Below are 14211 nucleotides of genomic sequence, written 5' to 3' on the forward strand. Positions count from 1 at the left end.
AATTTCGTTTATAATCAACTCTGCACCGTAAGTCAAACATATCAAAAGCAGCCTTGAATAAAACATGTGTTCAAATTTCGAGATACACAAATAAAAATAAATTTTTAGAAGTAGATATATAGATATGAAAATCTCAAATAAGCGTGACTACGGGCTTTGGCTTGGCGCCACCACCGCAGATATGTTTGGGCGCTCAGCTCAAGATTTAGCGCTCCCATTCATCATTATTTCCTTTACTGGTTCTGCCGCGATCTCCGGAAATATCCAAACAGCAGGGAAAATAGCCACACTCGCAGTAATTCTTTTTGGCGGTGTACTAATTGACCGGATCGACCGGCGGATCGGCATGTACCTGCGCAGTTTCAGCGGCGCAATCTTATGGGCATTACTTGGGACGCTAATCCTGATCGGAATTATTCCCGTCTGGGCGATTCTCGCAATCGTGCTGCTCACCAGTATCACCGACGGCTTATTTGGCGAAGCCGATAACGCCGCACTACGTTCAATTATTCAAAGCAACGAAGAGTTCATCGCTGTCCGCAGTATCAATCAAGGACGCGCTGCCGCAATTCAGCTTACCGGAGGACCAATTGGAGCCTTCCTCTATCATCTTGGGCACGCGATTCCATTTTTCTTCTCTTCCCTCTGCCTTGCAATTCTTGGAATTTGCGCAAAACTAATCCGTGCAGATTTACGCCCTAAATCCGATCTGCAAGAATCGGCGCAGCAAATCGCCGGATCACAGAAAAATAAAGATCATACTGCGGAAAAAGAAAGTATTATCCGAAACTTCTTTGCCGACCTGAAAACCGGGTTTAAATTTATTTTCACTCATTCCCGGATTCGCCCGCTGCTGATTGCAAACATTTTTATCGGCAGCGGAATGATGATGATTATTTTCACCGCAGATTATGCGCTGATTACCCGCGGGCATACGCCACTGGAAATATCACTTTTAAGTACCTTATTTGCATTGATTATGATGGGCGGAGCAGCGCTCTCTGCAAAATTTTCCGCGCGGATTCCTGCCGGAAAAGGCTTAATCATTTTGCTTCTTGGAATGGCATTAATCGCTGCAGCCACAATTTTCTGGAACCAATACTTTCAGCTCCTGCTCATTTTAAGTCTCTACGGTGCGATTGTCCCATTCATCGGCGCCCTGCTCGGCGGATATTGTTTTTCTGCTACCCCCAGCGATTTCCAAGCCCGAGTCGGTTCAGCAAGCAATATCATGGAATTCGGATTAACAGCTTTCGTTCCGTTCATTGCCGGAAATCTCGTAAATCACGGGCTTGCCGCTTATGGATTTGCTCTCGGTGCGATAATCAATCTCATCGCACTGTTAATTCTCGCAAGCAGCAAAGCAATCCGCAGCCTTGGTAATTCAAGCACCTGGACCCCAGTCAATAGCACCGAAACTGCTGCGGATAGCCCAAATAACCCAAATAACCCAAATAACCCAAGCAGCAAATGAGAAACACCAGCAGCTGAAGGAGTGCACAGAAAAACTTTCTGCGCCGCCAAACATCCGCTAGAACCTTTCTTTTGGAATATTTACCGCACACCCCTGATATAAAACACCGGGACGTAAAATATATTTGAAAATCTAATATTTGTATCAGAAAGTGGAACTCCTCAAAGCTGCGGTTCTCACCTTTCGCCGGCTCCGGTTTGCGCGATAGGCTATAGGGAGACAACAACAACAACTGCGAAACGTCGTGCAAATAACTGATTCCAGCTCACCGCATCGCGGATCGCAGCCATTCTCCTGGAAGCCCGCAAATCCCGCTTAATGAAAGGCTGAAAATGCTCAAGCTCGCTGATTATCGCGATGCGATTCGGTTAGACGAAGAATTTCCCGCACCGATGAATGATCGCCGCTCGAATTATGATCTTTTAATGACGGCACTCTCCGGATTGAAAGATAAGCATTATACCGGCGCATCATCAATGGCTCATCTTTCTACCGATGACGGCTTGCTGCGCTGGCTTCACGCCGAGCTTGCCGCACGGAAAGCCGGACCAATTGACCCAATTACTTCGCGCGCAATTAACACCCTGCTCTACCGGCAAATCGGCAAACGCGGACGGGTGGAAGTGTTAAATTTACGCCGCGTTTCGGACCAACTTCCCGATTGCGATTTTGTAAATGTCGATGATGTCGTGCTTTACCGCGGCGACATTTTGGAAGTAGTTGCCGACGCCGTCGTAAATACTGCGCTCGACGATCTTTCCGGATGCCCAATCCCGCTGCACGGCTGTCTCGATTCTGCAATCCACTCGCAAGCTGGTCCATGGCTGAAGAATGATGCCGCGAAAATCATTGAATTACAAGGCGCACCGGAAGCGCCGGGGGCTGCCAAGATTACTCGCGGCTATCGGCTGCCGGCAAAATACATCATCCACACCCATATGCCGCGCTTCCAGGGGAGTTTACCGAAGAGCATAAGGAAATGCTTGCCTCCTGCTACCGGAACTCTTTAAATCTCGCACTCGAAAAGGGCGATATTAAGTCGATTGCTTTCCCAGCTATCGGAACTGGGATGAATGGCTTCCCGAAAGAGGTCGCCTGCAAGATTGCGCTTGACACAGTTGAAGAATGGTGGCGAATCCATCCCGATGTACTTGAGCTGATTGTGTTTTCAGTACAATCCGATGTGGATGCCGAAGTGTATTTGCATGCCTTATCCACGTGGGTTTCCGATTAATTCGCCTTAATTCACTGGTTAAGAGGAAATTTAGAAATTCAAGATTAACTCAGCGCTTCAGGATTAGTTCCGATATTTCGGGTAAATCAGATAAAATTCTGGCAGCGGATTGATTATTGGTTTTCAATCTTTTCACTCCGCTGCGTTGATTTGCAAGCAAACTAATCACGAAAGATATTTTTGTGTTAATTTTCAGCAAAATAAACGCATGAATGTCTGCACAATTTCTGCATATTTATTTATAAAAAGTATCGGTTTACACCTGTGGATCCAGAAACACTATTTCGTATTGTTGATGTTACCGGCGTGATTGCGAACGGTTTCCTCGGCGCGATTCTTGCCCGAAAGTACGGATTTGACATAATCGGTTTTCTGATTCTCGCTGCGATGGCAGCGCTTGGCGGCGGTATTTTGCGTGACGTGATGCTTGGAATCGGTTTCCCCGTCGCCCTTACCGACCCCTGGTATCTCGGCGGAGTCGGCGCATCAGCAATTATCGCGTTTTTGTCCCATTCAATTCAACGCACTGGCAGCGGGTATTAATCGCCGGTGATTTGCTCTGTCTCGGCTGCTGGTCAGCGACCGGCGCGTCGAAAGGACTTTCTGCCGGTCTGGGAGTGATTCCCGCAATTTTCTTAGGCGTAGTTACAGCAATCGGCGGCGGGATGATTCGCGATATCACCCTCAATAAGGTTCCGACGATATTTGGCGGCGCTCCGCTGTACGCAACCTTTTCCGTCTTTGCTTCGGCGCAGATGGTGTTTTTCCAAAAGAATGGTCAATATACGCTCGGGATGGCGCTTTCAATCGTCTCCGTCGCCATATTCGGGATGCTGGCGCGGAAATATAAATGGATGCTGCCGACGGCATACGATATCACCAAAGTTCGTTTACGCCGGAGAAATAATTCTGCAGGAAGTTCCGGTACTGCCGGCGGGATTAAGGGCAGTTCTCCGCATTCGGGCGTGCCGGAGAATGCGAAAGCCGGAAGACGGAATTTACGCAAGATTAAACGCCAGCTTGATGAGCAAAATTCTGACTAGCATACTTTTCTGAAATCGCTTTTCCGTTCCAAAATCGCTTTTCCGGAATTTTGCATTTCTCCCCTCTAACCGCAATACACTAGTTTGTAAATTACGCCGGAATGATTTAGTTTTGCCATTATCACTGGTTTAATCCCAACTATCGGGGAGGGATATTGTGCTGACTGAAAAGAAGATTCAACACGGAATACTGACGGCGGGAATGTCTTTCACGGGCACTGCCTTAGGTTTCCTTATCGTGTTTCTTGTGAAAGCTTCACAAGGAGAATCCGTTATAGATTGGTATATCTTCACAGTTGCTTTCACCGATATTGCTGCCGTACTTTTAACTGTATGGTATTCCGGAAAGAAAAATCCCGAGAAGATAAAGCAAACCCTTATCGCAACTAGTATCGCCGGAGTTATCTCTGCCGCCGCTTTTATTACTTGGGGTCTTTTATTCCTGAATTGAGTGAATGCTGTTTCGGTCATCGCATCGATTCGCAGCTGCGCAGCTCTTTTCCTCCCACTCTATGAACTTATTATCCAAAATATGGACAGATTGAACTTTGGGTGCAAATAACACCTAAATTTACCCTATCGAAATAGATTAGAACTCAACACACCAAAATTAAGTCTCACTAAGAGTGAGTTTTCTGAACGAATTTCAAAGGTAGGGCACTATGGCTACGAAATCATCACAGCCAAAAGCGCAGCATAAACCAGCCTCAGCCGGACGCGAGCAGTGGTCCGGCCAATTCGGCTTCATTATGGCTGCCGTCGGATCCGCAATCGGACTCGGCAATATTTGGCGTTTCCCCGGCGTCGCATACACAAACGGCGGCGGCGCTTTCCTAATCCCATATCTCGTCGCACTGCTAACCGCAGGTATTCCGATTCTGCTCCTCGACTACTCGCTCGGGCACCGCTTCCGCGGTTCACCGCCCGCGGTTTTCCGGCGAATCAGCCACAAGTTTGAAGCACTCGGCTGGTTCCACGTACTCATCTGCCTGGTAATCATGTCTTACTATGCCGTAATTCTCGCATGGGCAGTGCGCTACACTTTCTTCTCCGCGAATCTTTCCTGGGGTAAAGATACGATGGCATTTTTCACCGGAGATTTCCTGCACGTATCTGATCCCGGATTCAACGCCGCAATAGTGCCAGGCGTTTTCTGGCCGCTCGTCGCCGTTTGGACCGGTATTGCCATCGTAATTGCACTCGGCGTGACCCGCGGTCTGGAATCGTTAAACAAAATCTTCGTCCCGCTGCTCGTCGTAATTTTCTTGGCACTCGTGATTCGCGCATTGTTCCTCGACGGCGCCGCTGCCGGACTTTCCGCACTTTTCACGCCGAACTGGGCTGCACTGGCCAATCCCGCAGTTTGGATTGCCGCATACTCACAGATTTTCTTTTCCCTCTCAGTAGCATTCGGGATTATGATTACCTACTCCAGCTATCTGAAGAAAAAGTCCGACATTACTTCCACCGCGCTCGTAACCGGTTTTGCAAATTCATCTTTCGAGATTCTTGCCGGTATCGGCGTATTTGCGACTCTGGGCTATATGGCAGCGCAGCGCGGAGTGGGAGTCAACGAAATTGAAGGCATCACCGGTCCGATTCTCTCTTTCGTCACTTTCCCGCAAACTATTTCACTCATGCCGGGCGGTCCGATTTTCGGGGTAATCTTCTTTGCCTCACTCACAATCGCCGGATTCACCTCATTGCTTTCCCTTGTCCAAGTCACAGCAGCAGCTTTCCAAGACAAGTTCGGGTTAACCCGCCGGGTTTCATCGTTTGTGTCAGTTGGTCTCGCCGGCGCCGGTTCAATCCTCTTTTTCTCAACGACGAACGGTTTGAACGCACTCGACGTAGTAGACAAGTACATTAACGAGATCGGGATTGTTTCTTCAGCACTGTTGATGATTGCAATCGTCGCATATCAGGCAAAGAAACTTCCGGCACTGCGAAATCACCTAAATCATTATTCATCATTACATCTCGGCAAATGGTGGTATCTGCTGGTGGCAGTAATTTCCCCAATCGTGCTTGGCATAAGTTTTGTGCTTACCATCTACTCGTTATTAAAAGACGGATACGGCGGTTATCCCGTCGAATTCATTTACCAGTTTGGCTGGTTAATGATTGCACTCGTAGCATATATGTCTTTTGCTTTTGCCGTAGCACGCTGGAAAACTCCGGTAGATAAATATGAGGCGGTTGACTTCCACGATTCCAAAGCTACAATCCCAGAAGAACGCGAAGCCGCGTTGAGGGCACGCAAATCACTCGAAGCACACAAGGCAGCCCGCGCCCGCGCGCTTGCCGGAGAGGAACTCGCATGAACAGCTCAGCAATTATTATGCTCACAGTTTCTTTAGTAACCGTGTGGGGCGGATTAGTTGCTTCCGTCGTACATCTGATGAAACATACGAAAGAGTACAAAGACTAGCTAGGGCGAACTAAAATTCGGAAAAGTTCAAACCCCGAATTTGGAAAAGTTCAACTCCCGAACCAGCCTGAAAATTAAGCACCGTGCGGCTTTGCCTGATTCACTCCGGCGAAGCCGCACTTTTATCTCCGCTATCTCCAATGCCGCCAACGCTGCAGCATTGCGGCACCGCAAGACCGCAACACCACAGCAGCACAACACAGCAATGCCACACCGCAACACAGCACCGAAACACCGAAACACCGCCAAACAAATCTGCAAAACAATTTTACAGTCCGCCCAATGTAGAATAATCACAGAGCGTACAGCGCATAGTGCACAGCGTCTCCTGGACGCAATCAGCAATTACACTCACGCGAATTAAGGAGCTTCCGCAATGGCATTAGGTTTAGCCGCACTTCTCGACGACATCGCAGCAATCGCAAAAACGGCAGCAGCCAGCTTAGACGATATTGCCGGCGCCGCTTCGAAAGCTTCCGCCAAAGCCATAGGTGTGGTAGTAGACGATACTGCCGTCACCCCGCAATACGTACGCGGCCTTAACCCATCTCGTGAACTTCCGATAATTTGGCGAATTGCAAAAGGATCACTGCTGAATAAACTGGTGATTATCGCCGCAATTTTGGTAATCAACCACTGGGCTGCCTGGCTGCTCACCCCGCTGTTAATGCTCGGCGGGACATATCTTTGCTTCGAAGGTGCAGAAAAAGTAATCGAATGGCTCTGCGGATACCATCAGGCAGACGCCGAACCTGCCGTCGATCAAGATTCAAACCAGGTTGAAAAATTAAACAAACCCGGAGCACGAAATAAATCAGCTGCAGCAGCTGCGGAAGACCGGCTTGCAGCAGGCGCAATCCGCACCGATTTCATCCTTTCTGCCGAAATTATGGTTATTTCCTTGAATGAGATTAAAGACCAGACATTTGCTTTGCTGCTTGGCGCACTAATTGCGACTGCACTGCTAATCACAGCTCTCGTCTACGGGACAGTGGCGCTGCTGGTGAAGATGGACGACCTCGGTATTCACATGATGAAAAATTCCGCCGGCGAGAAAAATTTCAAACACAACTTTGGGTTAGGTCTTGTGAAGTCGATGCCGATAGTGATGACGGTAATCTCCGTGGTCGGTACGCTTGCAATGATGTGGGTTGGCGGGCATCTGGTCGTGCAAGGCTTTGCCGATCTCGGTTTTTCACCGATTCTCGATTTAATTCATCATCTCGCACAGATACCTGCCGCTGTTCCCGGCATTGGCGGTTTCCTCAGCTGGCTGGCAGACACAATCGGTTCAATGTTTTGCGGATTTATTTGGGGTTCGCTTTTCGCTATCCCAATGATTACGTACCACAATCTTCAGAAAAAGACGCACTGAGCGGAATCTGATGTTTGCGGGCACTTTCCGTGAATGCCATCCGTGAACGCGATCCGCGGCATTTTGCCGCCAGTTACGTAAGCTCGTGTCTATCTTAGCGCCGACGGATACAGGCCTGCAGTCCGAAAATGCGGAAAGCCTTTTTACTTGGGTCTAATTAGCCGGTTCCAATTTAGTTAGAGTCGAATTTAGTTGGGGCCGATTTGGCCGGTTCCAAGCGGTGTTTTTGCACAGCGGTCAAGCTTGATCTATGCAAAAACACCGCTTTCCACCCAAATAACCACCGGCTTCATTGCACCAACACAAACAAAAAGCGAAACGCCGTCAAAGCCGATCCTTCGCCACCCCTTCCGCCAGTTACGTAACCGCACGAACACACATCACCAGTTCAAATATTTATTAAGCCAAAACCGCTTCCCGCGATCCCTCACTTCCACCAGGTATCAGCAGGAGTTACCGGAATAGTACGCTTATGCCGCGAGCGCAGAAAATACTGCTCGATTTTTGCTGCCGCTTCAGCTGATATGCTTTTCCCTTCAAGATAGTCGTCAATATCGTCGTAACGTAAACCCAACTCATCTTCGTCAGCACGCCCCGGATTTGCGTCAAGTAAATCCGCCGTCGGCACTTTCCCGGAAATCTCGGGAGCACCGCCGAGAAACGCCACAAAACCGCGAACTTGGCGTTTATTCAATCCTGCAAGCGGAGTTACATCTGCACCGCCGTCGCCAAATTTTGTGTAAAAACCGGTAACTGCTTCCGCGGCATGGTCTGTACCGATCACAAGCATTCCAAGATCCCCGGCGATTGCATATTGCGCAGTCATCCGCAAACGCGCCTTAATATTCCCCTTATTAAAATCAGAGATTCTTTCGCCGACGGCAGCGGCATATTCCAGATCAAGCACATCTGCCGCCTTGCCGATATTAAAAGTGATCAGCCGATCGGGCTGAATAAAATCGAGTGCTGCCTGCGCATCCGCTTCATCTTGCTGCACATGATACGGCAACCGGACCGCCACAAACTCAGCACTGCCGCCGGTATCACGGACACGCTCAGCAGCCAGCTGCGCTAAACGCCCGCCAAGCGTGGAATCGACCCCGCCGGAAATACCAAGCACAAACCCTTTCGTATGCGTGCTTTTCAAATACTCTGCTAAAAAACCGACCCGTTTTTCCAGCTCTGCCTCATAATTAACTGCAGGCTTCACACCAAGTTCAGCGATAATTTCAGATTGCAACATGGTTTACATTCTAACATTGCGATGCCGCAGGAAGGTGAAAGGGCAGCAGGAAAACGGAGAGGGAAATACCGGAGCAAATTCCCTTTCGAAATCAGTTAAAGCAACTCAAAATCATTTCCGTTTTGCATAGGAAAGCCGATAGACCGCGTTCATCAGCATTCGGTCAAACACGCCGAGCGCCGGCGCAGCAAAACTCGCGCCATTGTTGCGGCGAGCGCATTCTTCTGCACCACCATTCGGGCAGCTTCGGCATCTGCGAAATCCTTACCGAAATAGTAAACTGCACCGCGATTTTCACTGTTTTTCTCCTGCCGGCCGAACATTGCATTCGCATACGGGGTATCCGTCATTCGGATTCCAATCAATTGCGCAAAATCGTCAAGATAAGGTACGAGCTTCGGCGAATGTGAAAGTACTGCCGCATGATGATCGGAAAAAATAACGTTGATGTTTTCCCGTTTCTGAAAAATTGCAGCTACTTCTGCCGGAAAGTTCCCGTCACCGCGATTCCAAACCGACGGTCTTTCCGTCTCGTCCGGAACGAACGAAGCACGGCGGGCGTATTCTTCACGGCAGAATGCTTCAACTGCGAGCGCCATTTCAATTGTTTCCGCAGCACTCTTTCCGAAAATCAGCAAACCGTGTGAACGCATTAAAATTGCCCGTGATCGGCTTTCACGCAGCTCCATCATAATTGCCCGATGTAACTTTTTCTGACCAGGTAACCCATAGTTCGCAATTGGCAGCACTTCCGATCCGATCATTTCCCGAAGATTATCCGGAACCGGATACGGCACATTTCCCAGCGACATTGCTGAAGCATACGGCTGATGTGTGTGAATAATGAATTGTGCGTCCGGCCGTTCACGATAAATCATCGCATGAAGTGAGCGTTCGGTAGTAGGTTTCACATCTCCGGCGAAAGTACCGTCGATACCGCACCGCACAATTTCTGCAAGCTGTAAATCCGCATAGTTCCGCCCTGAAGGAGTGCAGTAAAAGTGCGCAGAATCAATGCGCGCAGAAAGATTCCCCCAAGTTCGCGCCACTAATCCGGCCCGCAAAAGTTCTTGTCCGGCCGCGATAATCTTTTCCTGCATCTCTCCGCTCATCATTCTTCCCTTTCCTTTTATTTTTCTGAGTCGTCTCCCTGAGTCATATTTTCGATCCGGTTTTCTCCCATTTTTCCAATTTTCTTCCGGAACTAGCTCAACCCGATTTATTTCTCACAAAACTTGTTATAAACCAATTTTATAACCGTAAAATTTCAAACCTCAGCACCGCCATCTGGAATTGCGTAAATTCCGGTTCGTAATCAGCTCAAAAGCCAATCCGAAATGCGGAATGCGCATACGAAATCCGGAATACGGAATGCAGAATGCGAATACAGCATAAGGAAGCAATCCTGAAATATGAAAAGCGATTACTGAAAACTTCCCGCTATTAACTGCCGCTATTAACTGCCGCATACCGCCGATTAACTATTACCTTCGTCTGCCATCACTCACCTCAGCCCGATACAGTTAACTAACTTTTTGGACATGGCTAAATACGCGGTCAAAACGCTTTAATGCTTCATCAATATCAGCTTCCGTGTAAGCAGCCGAAGTATAAAGCCGTGATCCGGCAAGAGTTACGAGACCTTCTGCCATATAAGCCGCCCCCATGTGTTCCATTTCTTTTTCCGCACACTGGTTTCCCGAAGAATCTCTGGAATTTTCCATGGTTTCTTCCAGTCGATTGCAAAGTGCATTGTTCCAACTGTTTCAAGATGGCAGACAGATTCTTGATTGAAAGCGACGAAAGGAAGATGATATTTCCGAATCAATTCGCGTAAACCGACGGTAATCCGATCACCCATCTCGCCGGCTTTTCGGCAGGCGTCTGTTTGCGCAATCTCTTTAATCGTATAATATCCGGCAAGTGCCGAAATCGGGGTTGCTGCAAGCGTCCCGCCCACAAAAGCTTTCTTTACTTTCTGCGACCCGTCGAGACCTGCACCGAGGTACTTCATATATTCGTCTTTACCTCCAATACCTCCAGCCCCCGGATAGCCGCCGGCAATAACTTTGCCAAAAACAGTGAGATCTGGAGATATTCCGAAATATCCTTGTGCACCGTGCTCTGAAATCCGGAAAGCCGTTACCACTTCGTCGAAAATCAGCAATGCGCCATAACGGCGCGCAAGCTGCGCCGTACCTGCTAAAAATTCCTTATCAACTGGGCGGGTACCGGATTCCGGACCGATTGGCTCAATCATAATCGCCGCCGTACCGCCGTGAAGCTGCTTTAATTTCAGCTTCCGTTCAAGACTTTCCAGCGATCCGGGGAAAAATTCGTCGGTGTAACGGAAATAGGCTCGCGGCACTCCGTGCGCTTGCGTGAATTTTGAACCAGGAATCCGGATTCCATAACCGAGTGAATCCGACCAGCCGTGGTATGCTCCGCCCATTTTTAATACGTGTTTGTGTCCTGTTGCAAGCCGTGCAATCCGCACTGCCGCCATGCACGCTTCGGTACCGGAACCGAGCATTCGAAACTTGTCTACTGTTGGAATAAGTTCTGAAATCAAACGTGCAAGTTTTGCTTCATATTCGTGAAAAAGCCCAGTTGAAGGGCCGCAATCGCTGATTAACGCAATCACTTTTTCCCGCACGGATTCAGGATTTGAACCAAGCACCGTCGGCCCGCCGGCTTGGAGAAAGTCAAAATATTCATTGCCGTCGATATCGCGCAGTTTTATTCCGTTCGCTGCGGAAAAGGCAAGCGGGAACGGATAGTTAAAAGCGAGGTTATGCTGTACCCCGCCCGGAATTACTTCCTTGGCGCGCTCAATCATTTCTTTCGATTTTCGGCATCTTTTTCAAAATATTCTGTTTCGTACTGTTTTAATGCCGACGGCTGTATGGAATAAATCGGCTTCTCGATTAGTGCGTCAAGAGCCGAAATAATACTCTGGACGTCAGGCTGATTCAGCGACATTTCCCGCTCCTCTGCGAGTCAAAATATATTCCGGAAGTACTGCTAATTCTAGCATGTTCCTTTGGAAACACTTCAGATAATCCGCATAAAAACTCACTGCAAAAACGAATAAATAAACAAATACGATTTACTGCCTTTCGAAAGGAATTACACAGCTATCCGGACTACACTAAATCTCATTAAAATAAGTCTGATTAATGTTTCCCGTCCCGCAGAACTTCCGTCCCGCAGAACTTCCATCCCGTCCTTACTTGACTCCCCGCAGTTTCACTTCTTCCCATAATTTCAGCAATTATTTCCAATCGGCAGCCAATCGCGTTCCCGCCTTTTGCCGCCATTTCCGCAAAGGAGCGAAAATGTATCTCCTCTCCTACGATATCGGCACATCCGGTGTGAAGACGTGCCTCTATTCCTTATCCGCCGGCAGGCTCACCCCGATTGCAAGCACCCTCCGTGAATATGGTTTAACTATCTTCCCCGACGGCGGCGTTGAGCAAGATCCGGAAGAATGGTGGACTGCCCTTTGCGGTTCCACTCGTGCCCTGCGGGAAACCCACGCAGCAGAACTTGCGCAAATAGCAGGCATTAGCTTCTGTTCGCAAATGCAATCCGTCGTGCTGGTAGATCGGGAAGGAAACGCACTGCGCCCGGCAATGAGTTATTTGGATCAGCGGGCGCAAGAACAGCGCCGTAACGGGCTTGAACACGGAATCAAAGTATCCGGAATGAATCTGCGGAAAGTGCTTGTCAGTCTGCGGCAGACGGGAGCCGTCGCTGCTTCCGTAAAAGATCCAATCTGGAAATATCATTGGGTCCGCGATAATGAGCCGGAAATATTTGCGAAAGTCTACCGCTGGCTTGATGTGAAAGAATATTTGATCGGCAGAATGACCGGCGAGTTTATTCTGTCTGAAGACTCAGCATTCGCCACGCTTTTGCTTAATATTCGCGCAAAACCAATGCGCTGGTCGCAGCGTGTGTGCAAGCTTTTCGGCGTAAATATTGCGCATTTACCGCCAATTGTGCCGTGTACTGCGGTGGTTGGCGTGCTGCGTGCGAAGCAGGCGGCCGAACTCGGACTGAATCCGGGTGTAAAAGTAGTTGCCGGAGGCGGGGATGCTTCACTGATTCCTGTCGGTGCCGGCGCCGTGAACCTTGCAGATACGCACATTTATTGGGGCACTTCCGGCTGGGTTGGAACTGTTACGAACAAACAAAAAGTAGACCTGAATGCGATGATTGCCAGTGTTGTTGGTGCGCGGCAGGGGTACTATAACTATTTTGCCGAGCTGGAAACGGCGGGCAAATGCTTCCAATGGGTTCGTGACCATCTTGCCTTGGATGAAATTAATATTTATCTCGACGAAATTGGAGCATCGCGCAGCAGCGAAGATCCGGAACCTTTATACCGCGACCTGTATGGATATATGAGCCGCATAGTCGATACCGTCGCGCCCGGCAGCGGAAATGTGCTTTTCACCCCGTGGCTGCATGGGAACCGCTGCCCGTTCGAAGACCCGAAAGCCCGCGGAATGTTTTTCAATATCGGGATCGATACCGGCAAATCGGAGCTGATTCGCGCAGTTATTGAGGGAGTGTGTTTTCACCTGCGCTGGTTCCTGGAAACGGAGGAGAAAAAGTGAAAACTTCACAAACTGTGCGTTTCGTGGGCGGAGGTGCGCTCGCTCCGAGCACCTGCCAGATTTTGGCTGACGTGCTGGGAAGACGGGTTGAGACTGTTCTTGACCCGCAAAATATTGGGTCTGTCGGCGCAGCAATCATAACTGCGTGCGGACTTGGTGAATTCAAAAGTGTTTCGGACGGCGCACGGCTGGTGCAGGCAGCTCATACTTATGAACCGAATCCGGGAAACAAGCAAATTTACGACCGAAGTTTTCGCGCTTTCAAACAGCTTTATCAGAATAATCAGCGGACATTTGCGCTCCTGAACGGAAATTAAAATGCCGACGGCAGTGCCGGTGCGGAAACGCAGGGCAGCAATTAACTGCAGCGATAACCGGCGCACATTGGTTTGAATGGTGAATATTTTGAAATATTTCGAACGGTGCTCGAGGGGGAGTTGAACCCCACGCCCTTGCGGGCACACGGACCTGAACCGTGCGCGTCTGCCATTCCGCCACTCGAGCAAAACTATCAGTAACAGCAAAACAGTTACCGATAAGCCAACTGCAAAAGATAAAATTCAATTCAGATAGCTAAAGAAAGGATACATGCAAAGTCCGCTATTCGCAAAACGGAAAATAAGACCGCAGGAAAATTCTTAATTTTAGCCCTTGGGCAAACCGCGCATACCCCAAGAAAACCCTAATTTAAAAAAGTTAAACTATCTTTAAGAGATGCCAATAAAGTAATATCCTAGAATATCAGAACATTAAGCAAAAGTCGGTGCAAAGCAGTTTGGGAAACAT

General features: G+C 48.9%; 16 protein-coding genes and 1 tRNA gene. 11 read left to right on the forward strand and 6 right to left on the reverse strand.

What is annotated here, in order from left to right; genetic code table 11:
- Positions 1-124 precede the first annotated feature (124 nt).
- The 9 genes from RQN30_RS07350 (at position 125) to RQN30_RS07390 (ending at position 7557) form a co-directional block, all read left to right on the forward strand.
- Complete coding sequence (locus RQN30_RS07350; protein ID WP_353059914.1) at positions 125-1474, forward strand: MFS transporter; 1350 nt, start codon at positions 125-127, stop codon at positions 1472-1474.
- 332 nt (positions 1475-1806) lie between these two features.
- On the forward strand, positions 1807-2484 hold the full coding sequence (locus RQN30_RS07355; protein WP_353059915.1) for a macro domain-containing protein: 678 nt from the start codon (positions 1807-1809) through the stop codon (positions 2482-2484).
- Positions 2454-2708: a macro domain-containing protein gene (locus tag RQN30_RS07360; RefSeq protein WP_353059916.1), complete on the forward strand. Its 255-nt coding sequence runs from the start codon at positions 2454-2456 to the stop codon at positions 2706-2708. The genes RQN30_RS07355 and RQN30_RS07360 overlap by 31 nt, the downstream gene beginning before the upstream one ends.
- Positions 2709-2972: 264 nt before the next feature.
- Positions 2973-3251, forward strand: coding sequence for a trimeric intracellular cation channel family protein (locus tag RQN30_RS07365; protein ID WP_353059917.1), 279 nt, complete (start codon positions 2973-2975; stop codon positions 3249-3251).
- Positions 3252-3262: 11 nt separating this feature from the next.
- Positions 3263-3751 (forward strand): trimeric intracellular cation channel family protein, encoded by a 489-nt coding sequence (locus RQN30_RS07370; RefSeq protein ID WP_353059918.1) that lies wholly within the window; start codon positions 3263-3265, stop codon positions 3749-3751.
- A 157-nt stretch (positions 3752-3908) separates the two neighbouring features.
- Positions 3909-4202 carry a hypothetical protein gene (locus tag RQN30_RS07375; protein ID WP_353059919.1) on the forward strand — a complete coding sequence of 98 codons (294 nt, stop codon included), beginning with the start codon at positions 3909-3911 and terminating at the stop codon, positions 4200-4202.
- 211 nt (positions 4203-4413) lie between these two features.
- Positions 4414-6075 (forward strand): sodium-dependent transporter, encoded by a 1662-nt coding sequence (locus RQN30_RS07380; RefSeq protein WP_353059920.1) that lies wholly within the window; start codon positions 4414-4416, stop codon positions 6073-6075.
- Positions 6072-6182, forward strand: coding sequence for a methionine/alanine import family NSS transporter small subunit (locus tag RQN30_RS07385; RefSeq protein ID WP_353059921.1), 111 nt, complete (start codon positions 6072-6074; stop codon positions 6180-6182). Before RQN30_RS07380 ends, RQN30_RS07385 begins: the two co-directional genes overlap by 4 nt.
- A gap of 376 nt (positions 6183-6558) precedes the next feature.
- Positions 6559-7557, forward strand: coding sequence for a DUF808 domain-containing protein (locus RQN30_RS07390; RefSeq protein ID WP_353059922.1), 999 nt, complete (start codon positions 6559-6561; stop codon positions 7555-7557).
- Between the two features lie 427 nt (positions 7558-7984).
- Here the strand turns inward: RQN30_RS07390 and nadE are convergent, their stop codons facing one another.
- The 5 genes from nadE to RQN30_RS07415 form a co-directional block, all read right to left on the reverse strand.
- Entirely contained in the window at positions 7985-8800 is an 816-nt protein-coding gene (nadE, locus tag RQN30_RS07395) for an NAD(+) synthase (protein ID WP_353059923.1), read from the reverse strand.
- Between the two features lie 152 nt (positions 8801-8952).
- Complete coding sequence (locus RQN30_RS07400) at positions 8953-9912, reverse strand: class II aldolase/adducin family protein (protein ID WP_353059924.1); 960 nt, start codon at positions 9910-9912, stop codon at positions 8953-8955.
- Positions 9913-10323: 411 nt separating this feature from the next.
- Positions 10324-10467 (reverse strand): hypothetical protein, encoded by a 144-nt coding sequence (locus RQN30_RS07405; RefSeq protein ID WP_353059925.1) that lies wholly within the window; start codon positions 10465-10467, stop codon positions 10324-10326.
- Positions 10434-11639, reverse strand: coding sequence for an aspartate aminotransferase family protein (locus RQN30_RS07410; RefSeq protein WP_353059926.1), 1206 nt, complete (start codon positions 11637-11639; stop codon positions 10434-10436). Before RQN30_RS07410 ends, RQN30_RS07405 begins: the two co-directional genes overlap by 34 nt.
- Positions 11636-11782 carry a hypothetical protein gene (locus RQN30_RS07415; RefSeq protein WP_353059927.1) on the reverse strand — a complete coding sequence of 49 codons (147 nt, stop codon included), beginning with the start codon at positions 11780-11782 and terminating at the stop codon, positions 11636-11638. Before RQN30_RS07415 ends, RQN30_RS07410 begins: the two co-directional genes overlap by 4 nt.
- Positions 11783-12138: 356 nt before the next feature.
- Here RQN30_RS07415 and RQN30_RS07420 point away from each other — a divergent pair, with 356 nt between their 5' ends.
- The gene (locus RQN30_RS07420) at positions 12139-13425 is read left to right on the forward strand and encodes a xylulokinase (protein ID WP_353059928.1); all 1287 of its coding nucleotides are present in this window, start codon (positions 12139-12141) and stop codon (positions 13423-13425) included.
- On the forward strand, positions 13422-13742 hold the full coding sequence (locus RQN30_RS07425) for an FGGY-family carbohydrate kinase (RefSeq protein WP_353059929.1): 321 nt from the start codon (positions 13422-13424) through the stop codon (positions 13740-13742). Before RQN30_RS07420 ends, RQN30_RS07425 begins: the two co-directional genes overlap by 4 nt.
- 106 nt (positions 13743-13848) lie before the next feature.
- Here the strand turns inward: RQN30_RS07425 and RQN30_RS07430 are convergent.
- Positions 13849-13929 (reverse strand) — tRNA-Leu (locus tag RQN30_RS07430).
- Positions 13930-14211: the final 282 nt, after the last annotated feature.

The organism is Arcanobacterium hippocoleae (assembly GCF_040360365.1).
In the GTDB taxonomy this organism is placed as follows: domain Bacteria; phylum Actinomycetota; class Actinomycetes; order Actinomycetales; family Actinomycetaceae; genus Arcanobacterium_A; species Arcanobacterium_A hippocoleae_A.

Bases quoted from the DNA above. Each gene is read 5' to 3' on its own strand.
- RQN30_RS07380 (WP_353059920.1), top strand. From the start codon at position 4,414: ATGGCTACGAAATCATCACAGCCAAAAGCGCAGCATAAACCAGCCTCA.
- RQN30_RS07355 (WP_353059915.1), top strand. From the start codon at position 1,807: ATGCTCAAGCTCGCTGATTATCGCGATGCGATTCGGTTAGACGAAGAA.
- RQN30_RS07405 (WP_353059925.1), bottom strand. From the start codon at position 10,467: ATGGGGGCGGCTTATATGGCAGAAGGTCTCGTAACTCTTGCCGGATCA.
- RQN30_RS07390 (WP_353059922.1), top strand. From the start codon at position 6,559: ATGGCATTAGGTTTAGCCGCACTTCTCGACGACATCGCAGCAATCGCA.
- RQN30_RS07415 (WP_353059927.1), bottom strand. From the start codon at position 11,782: ATGTCGCTGAATCAGCCTGACGTCCAGAGTATTATTTCGGCTCTTGAC.
- RQN30_RS07400 (WP_353059924.1), bottom strand. From the start codon at position 9,912: ATGAGCGGAGAGATGCAGGAAAAGATTATCGCGGCCGGACAAGAACTT.
- RQN30_RS07350 (WP_353059914.1), top strand. From the start codon at position 125: ATGAAAATCTCAAATAAGCGTGACTACGGGCTTTGGCTTGGCGCCACC.
- RQN30_RS07420 (WP_353059928.1), top strand. From the start codon at position 12,139: ATGTATCTCCTCTCCTACGATATCGGCACATCCGGTGTGAAGACGTGC.
- RQN30_RS07385 (WP_353059921.1), top strand. From the start codon at position 6,072: ATGAACAGCTCAGCAATTATTATGCTCACAGTTTCTTTAGTAACCGTG.
- RQN30_RS07410 (WP_353059926.1), bottom strand. From the start codon at position 11,639: ATGATTGAGCGCGCCAAGGAAGTAATTCCGGGCGGGGTACAGCATAAC.
- nadE (WP_353059923.1), bottom strand. From the start codon at position 8,800: ATGTTGCAATCTGAAATTATCGCTGAACTTGGTGTGAAGCCTGCAGTT.
- RQN30_RS07360 (WP_353059916.1), top strand. From the start codon at position 2,454: ATGCTTGCCTCCTGCTACCGGAACTCTTTAAATCTCGCACTCGAAAAG.